This window comes from Pseudomonas sp. 09C 129 (assembly GCF_002843625.1).
Lineage (GTDB): Bacteria > Pseudomonadota > Gammaproteobacteria > Pseudomonadales > Pseudomonadaceae > Aquipseudomonas > Aquipseudomonas chlororaphis.
Window position 1 is genome coordinate 1,672,627 of the sequence record NZ_CP025261.1, and the last position, 14,150, is coordinate 1,686,776.

16 protein-coding genes are annotated in these 14,150 nt (G+C 62.5%); 8 read left to right on the forward strand and 8 right to left on the reverse strand.

Annotated elements, in window-relative coordinates; all coding sequences use genetic code 11:
• Positions 1–5: 5 nt before the first annotated feature.
• Positions 6–1,103 carry an amino acid ABC transporter permease gene (locus CXQ81_RS07650; RefSeq protein ID WP_101336903.1) on the forward strand — a complete coding sequence of 366 codons (1,098 nt, stop codon included), beginning with the start codon at positions 6–8 and terminating at the stop codon, positions 1,101–1,103.
• Positions 1,104–1,113: 10 nt separating this feature from the next.
• Positions 1,114–1,878: an amino acid ABC transporter ATP-binding protein gene (locus CXQ81_RS07655; protein ID WP_007932116.1), complete on the forward strand. Its 765-nt coding sequence runs from the start codon at positions 1,114–1,116 to the stop codon at positions 1,876–1,878.
• A 60-nt stretch (positions 1,879–1,938) separates the two neighbouring features.
• Here CXQ81_RS07655 and CXQ81_RS07660 read toward each other — a convergent pair whose 3' ends face one another.
• The gene (locus CXQ81_RS07660) at positions 1,939–2,412 is read right to left on the reverse strand and encodes a type II toxin-antitoxin system MqsA family antitoxin (protein WP_101336904.1); all 474 of its coding nucleotides are present in this window, start codon (positions 2,410–2,412) and stop codon (positions 1,939–1,941) included.
• On the reverse strand, positions 2,409–2,720 hold the full coding sequence (locus CXQ81_RS07665) for a type II toxin-antitoxin system MqsR family toxin (protein ID WP_009042289.1): 312 nt from the start codon (positions 2,718–2,720) through the stop codon (positions 2,409–2,411). Before CXQ81_RS07665 ends, CXQ81_RS07660 begins: the two co-directional genes overlap by 4 nt.
• A 165-nt stretch (positions 2,721–2,885) precedes the next feature.
• Here CXQ81_RS07665 and CXQ81_RS07670 point away from each other — a divergent pair, with 165 nt between their 5' ends.
• The 5 genes from CXQ81_RS07670 (at position 2,886) to CXQ81_RS07690 (ending at position 6,818) form a co-directional block, all read left to right on the forward strand.
• Complete coding sequence (locus tag CXQ81_RS07670; RefSeq protein WP_007932122.1) at positions 2,886–3,545, forward strand: FadR/GntR family transcriptional regulator; 660 nt, start codon at positions 2,886–2,888, stop codon at positions 3,543–3,545.
• Positions 3,535–4,854 (forward strand): CynX/NimT family MFS transporter, encoded by a 1,320-nt coding sequence (locus CXQ81_RS07675; RefSeq protein ID WP_101336905.1) that lies wholly within the window; start codon positions 3,535–3,537, stop codon positions 4,852–4,854. Before CXQ81_RS07670 ends, CXQ81_RS07675 begins: the two co-directional genes overlap by 11 nt.
• 99 nt (positions 4,855–4,953) lie before the next feature.
• A complete protein-coding gene (locus CXQ81_RS07680) occupies positions 4,954–5,424 on the forward strand; it encodes a nuclear transport factor 2 family protein (RefSeq protein ID WP_101336906.1) in 471 nt (156 codons plus the stop codon).
• 51 nt (positions 5,425–5,475) lie between these two features.
• Positions 5,476–5,799 (forward strand): GIY-YIG nuclease family protein, encoded by a 324-nt coding sequence (locus CXQ81_RS07685; RefSeq protein ID WP_101336907.1) that lies wholly within the window; start codon positions 5,476–5,478, stop codon positions 5,797–5,799.
• An 83-nt stretch (positions 5,800–5,882) separates the two neighbouring features.
• The gene (locus CXQ81_RS07690) at positions 5,883–6,818 is read left to right on the forward strand and encodes a glutathione S-transferase family protein (protein WP_101336908.1); all 936 of its coding nucleotides are present in this window, start codon (positions 5,883–5,885) and stop codon (positions 6,816–6,818) included.
• An 80-nt stretch (positions 6,819–6,898) separates the two neighbouring features.
• Here the strand turns inward: CXQ81_RS07690 and CXQ81_RS07695 are convergent, their stop codons facing one another.
• Together CXQ81_RS07695 and yejK are read right to left on the reverse strand one after the other, a co-directional pair.
• Positions 6,899–7,252: a glutaredoxin family protein gene (locus tag CXQ81_RS07695; protein WP_097136958.1), complete on the reverse strand. Its 354-nt coding sequence runs from the start codon at positions 7,250–7,252 to the stop codon at positions 6,899–6,901.
• Positions 7,252–8,256 (reverse strand): nucleoid-associated protein YejK, encoded by a 1,005-nt coding sequence (yejK, locus tag CXQ81_RS07700; protein WP_007932136.1) that lies wholly within the window; start codon positions 8,254–8,256, stop codon positions 7,252–7,254. The genes CXQ81_RS07695 and yejK overlap by 1 nt, the downstream gene beginning before the upstream one ends.
• Positions 8,257–8,651: 395 nt before the next feature.
• Between yejK and CXQ81_RS07705 the strand changes: the two genes are divergently transcribed.
• Positions 8,652–8,933 carry an HU family DNA-binding protein gene (locus CXQ81_RS07705; protein WP_007932138.1) on the forward strand — a complete coding sequence of 94 codons (282 nt, stop codon included), beginning with the start codon at positions 8,652–8,654 and terminating at the stop codon, positions 8,931–8,933.
• Between the two features lie 102 nt (positions 8,934–9,035).
• On the opposite strand, the gene rlmF is transcribed toward CXQ81_RS07705, so the two are convergent.
• The 4 genes from rlmF to CXQ81_RS07725 form a co-directional block, all read right to left on the reverse strand.
• Complete coding sequence (gene rlmF, locus CXQ81_RS07710; RefSeq protein ID WP_101336909.1) at positions 9,036–10,061, reverse strand: 23S rRNA (adenine(1618)-N(6))-methyltransferase RlmF; 1,026 nt, start codon at positions 10,059–10,061, stop codon at positions 9,036–9,038.
• A 216-nt stretch (positions 10,062–10,277) separates the two neighbouring features.
• The gene (locus CXQ81_RS07715; protein ID WP_101336910.1) at positions 10,278–13,124 is read right to left on the reverse strand and encodes a valine--tRNA ligase; all 2,847 of its coding nucleotides are present in this window, start codon (positions 13,122–13,124) and stop codon (positions 10,278–10,280) included.
• Positions 13,125–13,248: 124 nt separating this feature from the next.
• Positions 13,249–13,713 carry a DNA polymerase III subunit chi gene (locus CXQ81_RS07720; protein ID WP_101336911.1) on the reverse strand — a complete coding sequence of 155 codons (465 nt, stop codon included), beginning with the start codon at positions 13,711–13,713 and terminating at the stop codon, positions 13,249–13,251.
• Positions 13,714–13,720: 7 nt separating this feature from the next.
• Entirely contained in the window at positions 13,721–14,149 is a 429-nt protein-coding gene (locus CXQ81_RS07725) for a DNA polymerase III subunit chi (RefSeq protein WP_007932146.1), read from the reverse strand.
• Position 14,150 lies beyond the last annotated feature (1 nt).

Here is a 14,150-nt window from a genome sequence, read left to right on the forward strand (position 1 = left end):
CGCGCATGAGCACTCATACTTTCAAACCCGACATGCCACCGCCGAGCAGCAGCATCGGGATCGTGGCGTGGATGCGGGCACACATGTTCTCCAGCTGGATCAACACCCTGCTGACCCTGTTTGCCTTCTACCTGATCTACCTGGTGGTGCCGCCGATCCTCAGCTGGGCGATTTTCGACGCCAACTGGGTGGGCACCACCCGCGCCGACTGCACCAAGGAGGGCGCCTGCTGGGTGTTCATCCAGCAGCGCTTCGGCCAGTTCATGTACGGCTACTACCCGGCGGACCTGCGCTGGCGCGTGGACCTGACCGTGTGGCTGGCGGTGATTGGCGTGGCGCCCTTGTTCATCGCCCGGGTTCCGCACAAGGCCATTTATGGCCTGAGCTTCCTGGTGCTGTACCCGATCATTGCCTACTTCCTGCTGCATGGCGGCCTGTTTGGCATGGCCAACGTTGCCACCAGCCAGTGGGGCGGCCTGATGCTGACCCTGGTGATCGCCACCGTCGGCGTCGCCGGCGCCTTGCCGCTGGGCATCGTGCTGGCCTTGGGGCGACGCTCGAACATGCCGGCGATTCGTGTGGTCTGCGTGACCTTCATCGAGTTCTGGCGTGGCGTGCCGCTGATCACCGTGCTGTTCATGTCCTCGGTGATGCTGCCGCTGTTCCTGCCCGAAGGCATGAACTTCGACAAGCTGCTGCGGGCGCTGATCGGGGTGATCCTGTTCCAGTCGGCCTACATCGCCGAAGTGGTGCGCGGCGGGTTGCAGGCGATTCCCAAGGGGCAGTACGAAGCGGCCGCGGCCATGGGCCTGGGCTACTGGCGCAGCATGGGCCTGGTGATCCTGCCGCAAGCCCTGAAGCTGGTGATCCCCGGCATCGTCAACACCTTCATCGCCCTGTTCAAGGACACTAGCCTGGTGATCATCATCGGCCTGTTCGACCTGCTCAACAGCGTGAAACAAGCCGCCGCCGACCCGAAATGGCTGGGCATGGCCACCGAAGGCTATGTCTTCGCGGCCCTGGTGTTCTGGATTTTCTGTTTTGGTATGTCCCGCTACTCCATGCATCTGGAGCGTAAGTTGGACACAGGCCACAAGCGTTAGGAGTATCTCCATGAGTGAAGCGATCAAAAAGCCTGTGAGCCCTGAAGGCATTATTCAGATGCAGGGCGTGAACAAGTGGTACGGCCAGTTCCACGTGCTCAAGGACATCAACCTCAACGTCAAGCAGGGCGAGCGCATCGTCCTGTGCGGGCCTTCGGGCTCGGGCAAGTCCACCACCATCCGCTGCCTGAACCGCCTGGAAGAACACCAGCAGGGCCGCATCGTGGTCGATGGTGTGGAACTGACCAACGACCTCAAGCAGATCGAGGCGATCCGCCGTGAAGTCGGCATGGTGTTCCAGCACTTCAACCTGTTCCCGCACCTGACCATCCTGCAGAACTGCACCCTGGCGCCGATGTGGGTGCGCAAGATGCCCAAGCGCAAGGCCGAGGAAATCGCCATGCATTACCTGGAGCGCGTACGCATTCCGGAGCAGGCGAACAAGTACCCGGGCCAGCTCTCCGGCGGTCAGCAGCAGCGCGTGGCAATTGCCCGGGCGCTGTGCATGAAGCCGAAGATCATGCTGTTCGACGAGCCGACGTCGGCCCTCGACCCAGAAATGGTGAAAGAGGTTCTGGACACCATGATCGGTCTGGCCGAAGACGGCATGACCATGCTCTGCGTGACCCACGAAATGGGTTTTGCGCGCACCGTGGCCAACCGGGTGATCTTCATGGACAAGGGGGAAATCGTCGAACAGGCCGCGCCTAACGACTTCTTCGACAACCCGCAGAACGAGCGGACCAAGCTGTTCCTGAGCCAGATCCTGCACTGATCCAGGTACCGTCTTGAAAATGAACCCGGCCTGGCGCCGGGTTTATTTTTGCCTGGGATTTCACGACGTCGCGACGCGTGCCTGGTGCGGATCGTTGTCGGCCGCGGGCGCTTGTTGTTCGCTGAGTGCCTGCACGTCGGCCATCAGCTGCGGATGACGATCGAGCAGGCGCATCAACATGAACAGCGGCTGGGGCGGGGCGACCTCGCCGCGTTCGTAGCGGGAGAAGGCGTTGTGCCCGCCGCCGGAGAGCAGCTTTACCGCATCCTTCTGCGAGAGGTGCAGCTTGCGGCGGATGCGTTTCATCTCGCTGGCCATGAACTGCCGGCAATCTTCCAGCAATTGGTCGCCGGCGCTGGCGTAGCGTTCGGCGCTGGTCGGGTCGAATTCGACTTCCCCACAGGCCTGGCATTCCCAGCCATCCAGGCCGTCGATTTGCCGCAGCAGGTGCTTGTAATCGATCAGCTCGCTGCGATTGTTGAACGGCTGCATGCCGGCCGGGGCACCGCAGCTGACGCATTGTCTTTGTTTCATGGGTGTTTCTCCTTGAAGGAGATCACTGGGGGACCGCCGCCGGGGCGGTAAGTGACTTTGATGTACAGCTCCACGGAATCGATGTGCGTGTAATACACGTCCTGCCAGATTCGATGATCGAGATAGCTGGTCATCGACTTGTAGAGCATTTTCCCCTGCAGCCCGGCAATCACCTGCTGCATGTCCCGGCAGGTCAGGCCGAGGTGTCGGCCGCTGACCAGGGCGGTCCGGGTAAAGGCGGCTGCCCCCAGCCGGGCGACATCCGCCTTGATCACCGACAGGTCGTAATGAGGTGTGTGCTTTTCCATAAGACACCTGGAGTCGAGATGAAATTACCCTTAAAGGGTTTTTTTAGCAATCGGATTTCCTTTCCGCTTGCTACATGCATGCATCGGCTTTGTTGTTCACCCATGCGAAGCTGACTAATATGCCAAAAAAATTCATCCGATGATTGGATGAAAAGGCGACAGCACATGACAGAAAATTCTCCTTTGATTAAACGTTCCCTGGTCGATCAGGCCCTGGAACAGCTGCGCCAGCGCATCAATGACGGTGTATGGAGCATCGGCCAGCGCCTGCCGACCGAGCCGGAGCTGGCGGCGGAGCTGGGCATCAGCCGCAATACCGTGCGCGAAGCCATGCGAGTCCTGGCGTTTTCCGGCCTGGTGGAGATTCGCCAGGGCGACGGTAGTTACCTGCGTGCGGTGGTCGATCCGCTGGACACCCTCAAGGCCCTGTCCCAGTGCTCCCTGGAGCAGGCGCGCGAAACCCGGCAAATCATCGAGACGGAGGCCATCGGCCTGGCGGCCCTGCGGCGTACCGACCAGGACCTGCTGGCGTTGCGCGAAGCCCTGGCTCTCAGTGGCGATCACTATCACGGCGATCTGGAGAGCTATATCGCCTGCGACCTGGTGTTTCACGGGCGCCTGGTTGACGCCGCGCATAATCCCACCCTCAGCGAGCTGTACCGCTATTTCTCCAGCGTGGTCGGCGCGCAACTGCGCCAGACCCTGAACATCCATCCCCGGCGCCAGGCGGTGTTCGATCTGCACATCGACCTGCTGGACGCCGTCGAGCAGCGCGACCCGGAGCGGGCCAAGGCCATTTCCAGGCAGCTGATCAATGAACCTTGAGACCGAGAGCACCATGTCCAGCCACCAGGCCAATAACCCACCACCTATTGCTGTCCCTCGACGCGAGGCCGAGCTCGAAGAGTTGTTGATCGACGCCGAAGCCGACGATGCCGAGGTCCAGCAGAGCCACCCGGCCCCAAGTCGCCCGTGGCTGTTGCTGCTGGGGCTGATCCTGGTGGCGCTGAACCTGCGTCCGGCACTGTCGAGCATGGCACCGCTGCTCAGCGAGGTGTCGCGCAGCCTCGGGCTGTCGGCGGCCCAGGCCGGCCTGCTGACCACCTTGCCGGTGCTCTGCCTGGGCCTGTTCGCCCCCCTGGCCCCGGTGCTGGCGCGGCGCTTCGGCGCCGAGCGCGTGGTGCTTGGCATCCTGCTGACGCTGGCGGGCGGGATCATCCTGCGCAGTTCCCTGGGGGATGTCGGGCTGTTCGCCGGCAGCATCCTCGGTGGCGCCAGCATCGGCGTGATCGGGGTGTTGTTGCCGGGCATCGTCAAGCGCGATTTCGCCAAACACGCGGGCACCATGACCGGCGTCTACACCATGGCCCTGTGCCTGGGCGCGGCGATGGCCGCGGGGGCGACCGTGCCCTTGAGCCAGCACTTCGATAACAGCTGGGCGCTGGGCCTCGGCTTCTGGGTGCTGCCGGCGCTGGTAGCGGCGCTGTTCTGGCTGCCCCAGGTCGGCAAGCGGCAGGGCGCGCACCATGTGGCCTATCGGGTGCGCGGGTTGCTGCGCGACCCGCTGGCCTGGCAAGTGACGCTGTATATGGGCCTGCAATCCTCGCTGGCCTACATCGTATTCGGCTGGTTGCCGTCGATCCTTATCGGTCGCGGCCTGAGCCCGACCCAGGCGGGGCTGGTGCTGTCCGGCTCGGTGATCGTCCAGCTCGCCAGTTCGCTGGCCGCGCCCTGGCTGGCAACGCGGGGCAAGGACCAGCGCCTGGCGATCGTAGTCGTGATGCTGCTTACCCTCGGCGGCCTGTTCGGCTGCCTGTATGCCCCGCTCGATGGCCTGTGGGGCTGGGCGATCCTGCTGGGCGTGGGGCAGGGCGGTACTTTCAGCCTGGCGCTGACCCTGATAGTCCTGCGTTCGAAGGACGCCCATGTGGCCGCCAATCTGTCGAGCATGGCCCAGGGCTTTGGCTACACCCTGGCCTCCATGGGGCCGTTCGCGGTCGGCCTGGTGCACGACTGGACCGGTGGCTGGACGGCCCTGGGCTGGATTTTCGCGGTGATCGGCCTGGGGGCCATAGTCGCCGGCCTGGGGGCCGGGCGCTCGCTCTATGTGCAGGTCGAAAGCGAAAAAATCTGAGCCAACCCACTGTCGGTATTTGCGCGGCGAATGCCGATAGTGTTTCCCGGGTTTGCAGACTATCGTGCAGGCATCTTTCCCCGAGTCGGAGCCTGTTTCATGAGTGACGCCCACCGCGCCTTGATCACTGAGTTCTATAGCGCCTTCCAGCGCCTGGATGCCGAGGCCATGGCCGCCTGCTACACCGAGGATGTGCTGTTCAGTGATCCGGCGTTCGGCGAACTGCGCGGCCGCGATGCCGCTGACATGTGGCGCATGCTCACCACCCGGGCCAAGGACTTCTCCCTGGTCTTCGACAATGTCCGCGCCGACGAGCGCAGCGGCGAAGCCCACTGGGTGGCGACTTACCTGTTCAGCCAGACCGGCAATACTGTGGTCAACGATATCCAGGCGCGTTTCGTGTTCCGTGACGGCAAGATCTGCGAGCACCACGATCATTTCAATATGTGGCGCTGGGCCCGCCAGGCCCTGGGGACCAAGGGCCTGGTCCTCGGCTGGACCCCGCTGCTGAAAAACGCCGTGCGCGCCCAGGCCCGCAAAGGCCTGAAAGCCTTCCAGGCCGGCCGCTGAATCTTCGCCTCTGGTAAGATCGCGGCTTGTTATCCACACGCCGCGATCACCGTGACCCGCCCCAGCCCATCCCCCGTCAACGACGCAGAATCTGTACCCGTGGTGAGCAAACCCTGGTTTGTCTACCTGGTACGTGCCGCCAACGGCGCCCTGTACTGCGGCATCAGCGACGACCCGGTCAAGCGTTTCGCCAAGCATCAGAGCGGCAAGGGCGCGCGCTTCTTCCTCTCCAGCCCGGCCATCGCGCTGGTCTACACCGAAGCCTGTCGCGACAAGAGCGAAGCCCTGCGCCAGGAACGGCTGATCAAGAAACTCCGGAAAAGCGCCAAGGAATGCCTGGTGGCCTCGGCCGTCGTGGCTTATCAAACTGACTGATACGTTGCCATCAGGCAGAGCGGTGGGCTGCCAGGCGTTTGCACGCTAAGCTGGTTCTTCCTACTTATCCGGTGGACCCCAGCATGTCAGAGTTGATTCTGCATCATTACCCGACCTCGCCTTTCGCGGAAAAAGCCCGGCTGTTGCTAGGCTTCAAGGGCTTGTCCTGGCGCTCGGTGAAGATCTCGCCGGTGATGCCCAAACCCGATCTCACCGCGCTGACGGGTGGTTATCGCAAGACCCCGGTGTTGCAGGTCGGTGCCGATATCTATTGCGACACGGCGCTGATCGCCCGGCGGCTGGAGCAGGAAAAGGCCTCGCCGGCACTGTTTCCCGAGGGCCGGGAAATGGTCAGCGCGACCTTCGCGGCCTGGGCCGATGCGGTGGTGTTCCAGCATACGGTGAGCCTGGTGTTCCAGCCGGAGTCGGCGGCCGTGCGTTTCGGCCATTTGCCGCCGGAAGCGGTCAAGGCTTTCATGACCGACCGCGCCGGGCTGTTCAGCGGCGGCAGTTCCAGCCGCGTGCCGCTGGAGTTGGCCAAGCATCAATGGCCGACGCTCATGGCGCGCCTGGAGCTGCAGTTGCAGCGTGAGGAGGGCGACTTCCTGTTCGGCGAGCCGTCGATTGCCGACTTTGCCATGGCCCACCCCCTGTGGTTCCTCAAGGGCACGCCGGTGACTGCGCCGCTGGTGGACGCCTATCCGGCGGTGTCGGCGTGGCTGGCCCGGGTACTGGGGTTCGGTCATGGTGCTTCGAGTGCCATGACTTCCGAAGAGGCACTCGAAGTGGCGCGCAGGGCTACACCGGCAGCCTTGCCGGATGAAGCCTTCATCGATCCGAACGGTTTCCAGGCTGGCCAGCAGGTGCGGATCGCAGCGACCGACTATGGCGTCGATCCGGTGGAAGGGGAATTGCTGTTTGCCGGGCGCGAGGAGCTGATCCTGCGCCGCGAAGACCCACGCGGCGGATTGGTGCATGTGCACTTCCCGCGTTTCGGGTTCCGTATCGAGGCGCTATAAGGCGGCAGGTCTATCGCAAGCAAGCTCGTTCCGACAGAGGTTGTTCGGCCCTTGTAGGAGCGAGCTTGCTCGCGATGCGTTTAGCGCTGCAACGCCGCCATGATCTGGTCCGGGTCGTAGTTGCGGATCAGCGTGCCATTTACATCGAGGATCGGAATCCCTCGTCCACCCAGGGCTTCATAAGCCTTGCGCGCCTCGGCATCCTTCTCGATATCGAACTCGCGAAAGGCAATGCCCTTCTGATCGAGAAAGCGCCGGGTGGCCTTGCAGTAGCCGCACCAGTCGGTGGCGTAGAGCACCACCCGGGCATTGGCCCGGACCTGCTCGGAGGCGGCCTGCGAGGGGTTGAACAGGTGTTCGAGCTTGCCCCAGTTCTGGTACGCCACGACCACCAGCAGGATCAGCAGGAATTTCTTCAGCACGCCCTGCAGCATCAGTTGCGGCGCTTGAGCTGATCGGTCAGTTGGGTCGGCAGGCCCTTGATGATCAGGGTCCCGGCTTCTTCGTCATACTCGATCTTCGAGCCCAGCAGGTGCGCCTCGAAGCTGATGGACAGGCCTTCGGCGCGGCCGGTGAAGCGGCGGAACTGGTTGAGGGTGCGTTTATCCGCCGGGATTTCCGGCGACAGGCCGTAGTCCTTGTTGCGGATGTGATCGTAGAACGCCTTGGGGCGGTCCTCGTCGATCAGCTCCGAGAGTTCTTCCAGGCCCACGGGTTCGCCGAGCTTGGCCTGGCTGCTGGCGTAGTCCACCAGGGCCTTGGTCTTTTCCCGGGCGGACTCTTCCGGCAGGTCTTCGCTTTCGACGAAGTCGCTGAACGCCTTGAGCAGGGTACGGGTCTCGCCCGGGCCATCGACGCCTTCCTGGCAGCCGATGAAGTCGCGGAAGTACTCCGAGACTTTCTTGCCGTTCTTGCCCTTGATGAACGAGATGTACTGTTTCGACTGTTTGTTGTTCTGCCACTCGGAGACGTTGATCCGCGCGGCCAGGTGCAGTTGGCCCAGGTCCAGGTGGCGCGACGGGGTCACGTCCAGCTCGTCGGTCACCGCCACGCCTTCGCTGTGGTGCAGCAGGGCGATGGCCAGGTAGTCGGTCATGCCTTGCTGGTAGTGGGCGAACAGCACGTGGCCGCCGACCGACAGGTTGGATTCTTCCATCAGCTTTTGCAGGTGCTCGACCGCGACGCGGCTGAAGGCGGTGAAGTCCTGGCCGCCATCGAGGTATTCCTTCAGCCAGCCGCTGAAGGGAAAAGCGCCGGACTCCGGGTGGAACAGACCCCAGGCTTTGCCCTGTTTGGCGTTATAGCTTTCGTTGAGATCGGCGAGCATGTTCTCGATGGCCGCGGATTCAGCCAGTTCGGAATCGCGGGCGTGCAGAACTGCGGGTGTGCCGTCGGGTTTTTTGTCGATCAGGTGGACGATGCAATGGCGGATCGGCATGGGCTTCTCGGCTGGTTGGCGGGAGAGGGCGTGACTCCCCGAAAAAGTGCCCAGTGTACCGCACCCGCTGGTTTTGGCGCTGTTTGAAGGGGGCGGAAGGCGGCCTGGGTCAAGCTTATGCATTTTTTTACGGATTTAGAGCAATAAAGCTGACCAAATGGCTAGGTAGAGGCGGATATTTCCCCGTCTCTGTGCTAGTTTTGCCCCGTCTTACGCGATGTCTCGGCGTTAAGCGTGCATTCAGCATTTGTCAGGTCGAACCAAACCCTGATTTCGGTATCTATAACCCCGATCTTTCGTGGTTGTGACCGGGGTGCCAGATCCACAAGATCTGGCTCGATGGCTGACACTGCACTCTGCAATCCAAATGAATTTGATAGGGAAGGAACACCACAATGGCTATTACTAAAGACCAACTGATCGCTGATATCGCTGAAGCTATCGACGCGCCGAAAACCACCGCGCGTAACGCTCTGGACCAACTGGCCCAGATCGTTGCTGATCAATTGGAAAATGGCGGCGAAATCACTCTGCCAGGTATCGGCAAACTGAAAGTGACCGAGCGTCCTGCCCGTACTGGCCGTAACCCATCGACTGGCGCTGCCATCGAAATCGCTGCCAAGAAAGTTATCAAGCTGGTTGTGGCTAAAGGCCTGACCGACTCGATCAACAAGTAAGACTGCAGTAAGACCGTGCCTCGGAACACTTCCAGGCACGGTTTTCAGGCTCTAAGGCCGCAACGATTTACGCAAGGTAAATCGCCGTTTTGCCCCTCGTATCTATCCCTTTTGAACCCAACGCTCCTGGCGCCAGGCCTGTTGCTGTGCCTTGTCCTTGAAGGTCCAGGCGACGAAGCGGCTCTGTTTCTGTCCCTGTGACATCTCCACCACCTGGCTCTCCAGGGCTCCGGCCTTTTTCAGCGCGGCCTGAATCGCCGGCAGGTTCGAGGCTTTCGACACCAGGGTGCTGAACCACAACACCTGTTGCGCCACCTGGGCGCTTTCGCCGATCAGCTGGGTCACGAAGCGCGCTTCGCCACCTTCGCACCACAACTCCGCCGCCTGGCCGCCAAAGTTCAGCACCGGCAGCTTGCGCTTGGGATCGGCCTTGCCCAGCGCTCGCCATTTGCGCTGGCTGCCGCGCGTGGCTTCCTCCAGGGAGGCATGGAAGGGCGGGTTGCACAGGGTCAGGTCGAAGCGTTCGTCGCTTTCCAGCAGCCCCAGCAGGATCTGCTTGCGGTTGCTCTGCTGGCGCAGGCCGATGGCCTTGTTCAGGCCGTTGGCCTGGACGATCGCCTTGGCGGCGGCGAGAGCGGTGGTGTCGATGTCGGAACCGAGGAACTGCCAGCGGTAATCGCAGTGGCCGATCAGCGGGTAGATGCAGTTGGCGCCGACCCCGATGTCCAGCACCCGCACCGCCGCGCCGCGGGGAATTACGCCTTCGTTACGCTCGGCCAGCAGGTCGGCCAGGAAATGCACATAGTCGGCACGACCGGGGACCGGAGGGCAGAGGAAGTCGGCCGGAATATCCCAATGGGCGATGCCATAGAACGCCTTGAGCAATGCCCGGTTGAACACCCGCACTGCCGCCGGGTTGGCGAAGTCGATGCTCTCCTTGCCATAGGGATTGATGATCACGAAAGCCCCCAGCTCCGGGGTGCTCTTGATCAACTGGGGAAAGTCATAGCGGCCTTGATGGCGATTGCGCGGGTGCAGGCTGGCCTTTTCCCGTGGCGCGACGGCCTTGGCCGGAGCTGCAGGTTGAGGCTTGGTGCGCGAAGCTTTGGGAGGGCGGGGGGCAGTCATGGGCGAAATCGGTTCGGGTATGGCTCAAAGTGGCGTGCATTGTCCCATATCTGCCCGGGCGACGTAGCCTCTGTAGGAGCCGCCGAGGATAACGCGGTGTGCCAGGAATAACGCTTCGCGGGCAAGTCTCGCTCCTACAGAGGCATAAGCTTTTCGGTCGGGCACAAAAAAGGGAGCCCCTTTGTAGGGCTCCCTTTTTTACCGCTCGGATCGCCGTTACAGGCTGGAGATCCGTGCGTGCTGCTCGGCCAGCTTGCCCAGGGCCTGTTCGGCCTCGGCCAGTTTGGCGCGTTCCTTGTCGATGACTTCGGCCGGGGCCTTGTCGACGAAGGCGGCGTTGGACAGCTTGCCGCCGACCCGCTGGACTTCGCCCTGCAGACGCTGGATTTCCTTGTCCAGGCGCGCCAGTTCGGCACCCTTGTCGATCAGCCCGGCCATCGGCACCAGCACTTCCATCTCGCCGACCAGGGCGGTGGCGGACAGCGGTGCTTCGTCGCCGGCCTTCAGCACGGTGATCGATTCGAGTTTGGCCAGCTTCTTCAGCAGGGTCTCGTTTTCGCTCAGGCGACGCTGGTCTTCGGGGTTGACGTTCTTCAGGAACAACGCCAGTGGCTTGCCCGGACCGATGTTCATTTCGGCACGGATGTTACGGGTGCCGAGCATCAGGCCCTTGAGCCATTCGATGTCGTCTTCGGCAGCCTGGTCGATGCGTGCTTCATTGGCCACCGGCCAAGGCTGCAGCATGATGGTCTTGCCTTCGGCCCCGGCCAGCGGCGCCAGGCGCTGCCAGATTTCTTCGGTGATGAACGGCATGAACGGGTGGGCCAGGCGCAGCGCCACTTCCAGTACGCGCACCAGGGTGCGGCGGGTGCCGCGCTGGCGCTCGACCGGCGCGTTTTCGTCCCACAGTACCGGCTTGGACAATTCCAGGTACCAGTCGCAGTACTGGTTCCAGATGAACTCGTACAGCGCCTGGGCCGCCAGGTCGAAGCGGAACTGGTCCAGCTGGCGGGTCACTTCGGCTTCGGTGCGCTGCAACTGGGAGATGATCCAGCGGTCGGCCAGCGACAGCTCGTAGGCTTCGCCGTTCTGACCGCAGTCTTCGCCCTTGTCCAGCACGTAGCGCGCGGCGTTCCAGATCTTGTTGCAGAAGTTGCGATAGCCTTCGACGCGGCCCATGTCGAACTTGATGTCGCGGCCGGTGGACGCCAGCGAGCAGAAGGTGAAGCGCAGGGCGTCGGTGCCGTAGCTGGCGATGCCGTCGGCGAACTCCTGGCGGGTCTGCTTCTCGATCTTCTTCGCCAGTTGCGGCTGCATCATGCCGGTGGTGCGTTTCTGCACCAGGGCTTCCAGATCGATGCCGTCGATGATGTCCAGTGGGTCAAGGACGTTGCCCTTGGACTTGGACATCTTCTGGCCCTGGCCGTCGCGTACCAGGCCGTGTACGTACACGGTCTTGAACGGAACCTGCGGTGTGCCGTCTTCGTTCTTCACCAGGTGCATGGTGAGCATGATCATCCGGGCGACCCAGAAGAAAATGATGTCGAAACCGGTCACCAGCACGTCGGTCGGGTGGAAGGTCTTGAGGAACTCGGTCTGCTCCGGCCAGCCCAGGGTGGAGAAGGTCCACAGGCCCGAACTGAACCAGGTGTCGAGGACGTCGTTGTCCTGTTGCAGTGCAACCTCAGGCCCGAGGTTGTGCTTGGCGCGCACCTCGGCTTCGTCGCGGCCTACATAGACCTTGCCCGACTCGTCGTACCAGGCCGGGATGCGGTGGCCCCACCACAGTTGGCGGCTGATGCACCAGTCCTGGATATCGCGCATCCAGGAGAAGTACATGTTTTCGTACTGTTTTGGCACGAAGGCGATGCGGCCGTCTTCCACGGCGGCAATGGCCGGCTCGGCCAGCGGCTTGGTGGAGACGTACCACTGGTCGGTCAGCCACGGCTCGATGATGGTGCCGGAGCGGTCGCCTTTCGGCACTTTCAGGGCGTGGTCGTCGACGCTGACCAGCAGGCCGGCGGCGTCGAACGCAGCAACGATTTCCTTGCGCGCCTGAAAGCGGTTGAGACCGGCGAACTCGGCCGGGATCTTGCCGTCGATGCTTTCGTTCAGCGTGCCGTCCAGGTTGAACACCTGGGCGGCTGGCAGTACTTCGGCGTTCTTGTCGAAGATGTTCAGCAGCGGCAGGTTGTGGCGCTTGCCGACTTCATAGTCGTTGAAGTCGTGGGCCGGGGTGATCTTCACGCAGCCGGTGCCGAATTCAGGGTCGCAGTAGTCGTCGCCGATGATCGGGATGCGACGACCCACCAGCGGCAGCTCGACGAATTTGCCGATCAGCGCCTTGTAGCGTTCATCGTTCGGGTTAACGGCGACGGCGGAGTCGCCGAGCATGGTTTCCGGACGGGTGGTGGCAACGATCAGGTAGTCCAGGCCTTCAGCGGTCTTGGCGCCGTCGGCCAGCGGGTAGCGCAGGTTCCACAGCGAGCCTTTCTCGTCGTGGTTTTCCACTTCGAGGTCGGAGATCGCGGTGTGCAGCTTGGTGTCCCAGTTGACCAGACGCTTTCCGCGGTAGATCAGGCCGTCTTCATGCAGGCGCACGAAGGCTTCCTTGACGGCTTCGGAAAGACCGTCGTCCATGGTGAAGCGCTCGCGGCTCCAGTCGACGGACGAGCCCAGGCGGCGGATCTGACGGCTGATGTTGCCGCCGGACTGATCCTTCCACTCCCAGACTTTCTCGAGGAATTTTTCCCGACCCAGATCGTGACGATTCTGGCCCTGGGCTTCGATCTGACGCTCCACCAGCATCTGGGTGGCGATACCGGCGTGGTCGGTACCCGGCTGCCACAGGGTGTTGCGGCCCTGCATGCGGCGGAAGCGGATCAAGGCATCCATGATCGCGTTGTTGAAGCCATGGCCCATGTGCAGGCTGCCAGTGACGTTCGGTGGCGGAATCATGATGGTGTACGAGTCGCCCGCGCCTTGCGGGGCGAAGTAATTCTCTGACTCCCAGGTCTGGTACCAGGAAGTTTCAATGGCGTGCGGCTGGTAGGTCTTATCCATGCGCGGCGGGACCCTATTGGCATTTATTCAGGAAAAGCCGGGAAGTATAGCGGAGGGGGGCAGTTGCAAGCTACAAGCCGCAAGCTGCAAGAGGTGGGCGTCCTTCCTGGCTTTTACTTGCTGCTTATAGCTTGCCGCTTGAAGCTGCGGCGAGCAGCCGTTCCATCCGCGCATCGAGGCGGCGCTTGATCTCGGTTTCGATGTGCGGGGCGAAGTCGTCGATCACATCTTGCATGATCAGTTGCGCGGCGGCGCGCAGTTCGCTGTCCAGGTGCAGCAGGGCATCCTGGCTCTTGGGTGCTGGCGCGGGTTTCGGTGTCGGTGTAGGGGCTGGCGCGGCAACTACGGGGGCAGGTTGCGGTTCGACCACCGGAGCGGAAGCCGGTTGTGGTTCTGCCGGCGCCTGTTCGTGGGTTTCGACGGCAGGCTTGCCGCCGACCATGTCGAACAGCAGCGGAATCTGCACTTCGCCGTCGACGGTCTCGGTCAGCAGCGGAGGTTGCAGGTCGTCATCGCCGAGCAGTTGGCGGATGGACTCGAGGTCATCCAGCAGGTGCGCGGACTTTTGCAGCGGTTTGGGAGTGTCCATCGATGGCTCAGAGTCGCTGTAAACGGTGATCTTGCAGAGGATAGCCCTGTTCGCGGTAGAAACGGAAACTCTCGCGAGCGGCCTGGCGGATAGTCGGGTCTTCCACCACCACTTCGGCGATGCGGGCGAAACGCTGGGCAAATGCCGGGACTTTCAGGTCCAGGTTGACCAGCAGGTCATGGTGCTCGCCGGGGTCATCGCCCAGGCCGAGAACGATCAGGCCATCCGGTTCGCTTTCGGCGGGGCCGTGGGGCACGAAGGTTTCGCCCTTGAAGCGCCACAATCGGGCATCGAGTTCATCGCGCTGGGCCGCGTCGCTGCAATGCAGGTAGATGCGGTGCCCCATGCGCCAGGCCTTGTCGGTGAGCTTGCAGGCGAAATCCAGGCGCGCCGAAGGATCCGCGCTGGGAAGGATATAGAAGTCGACTTTGGTCATT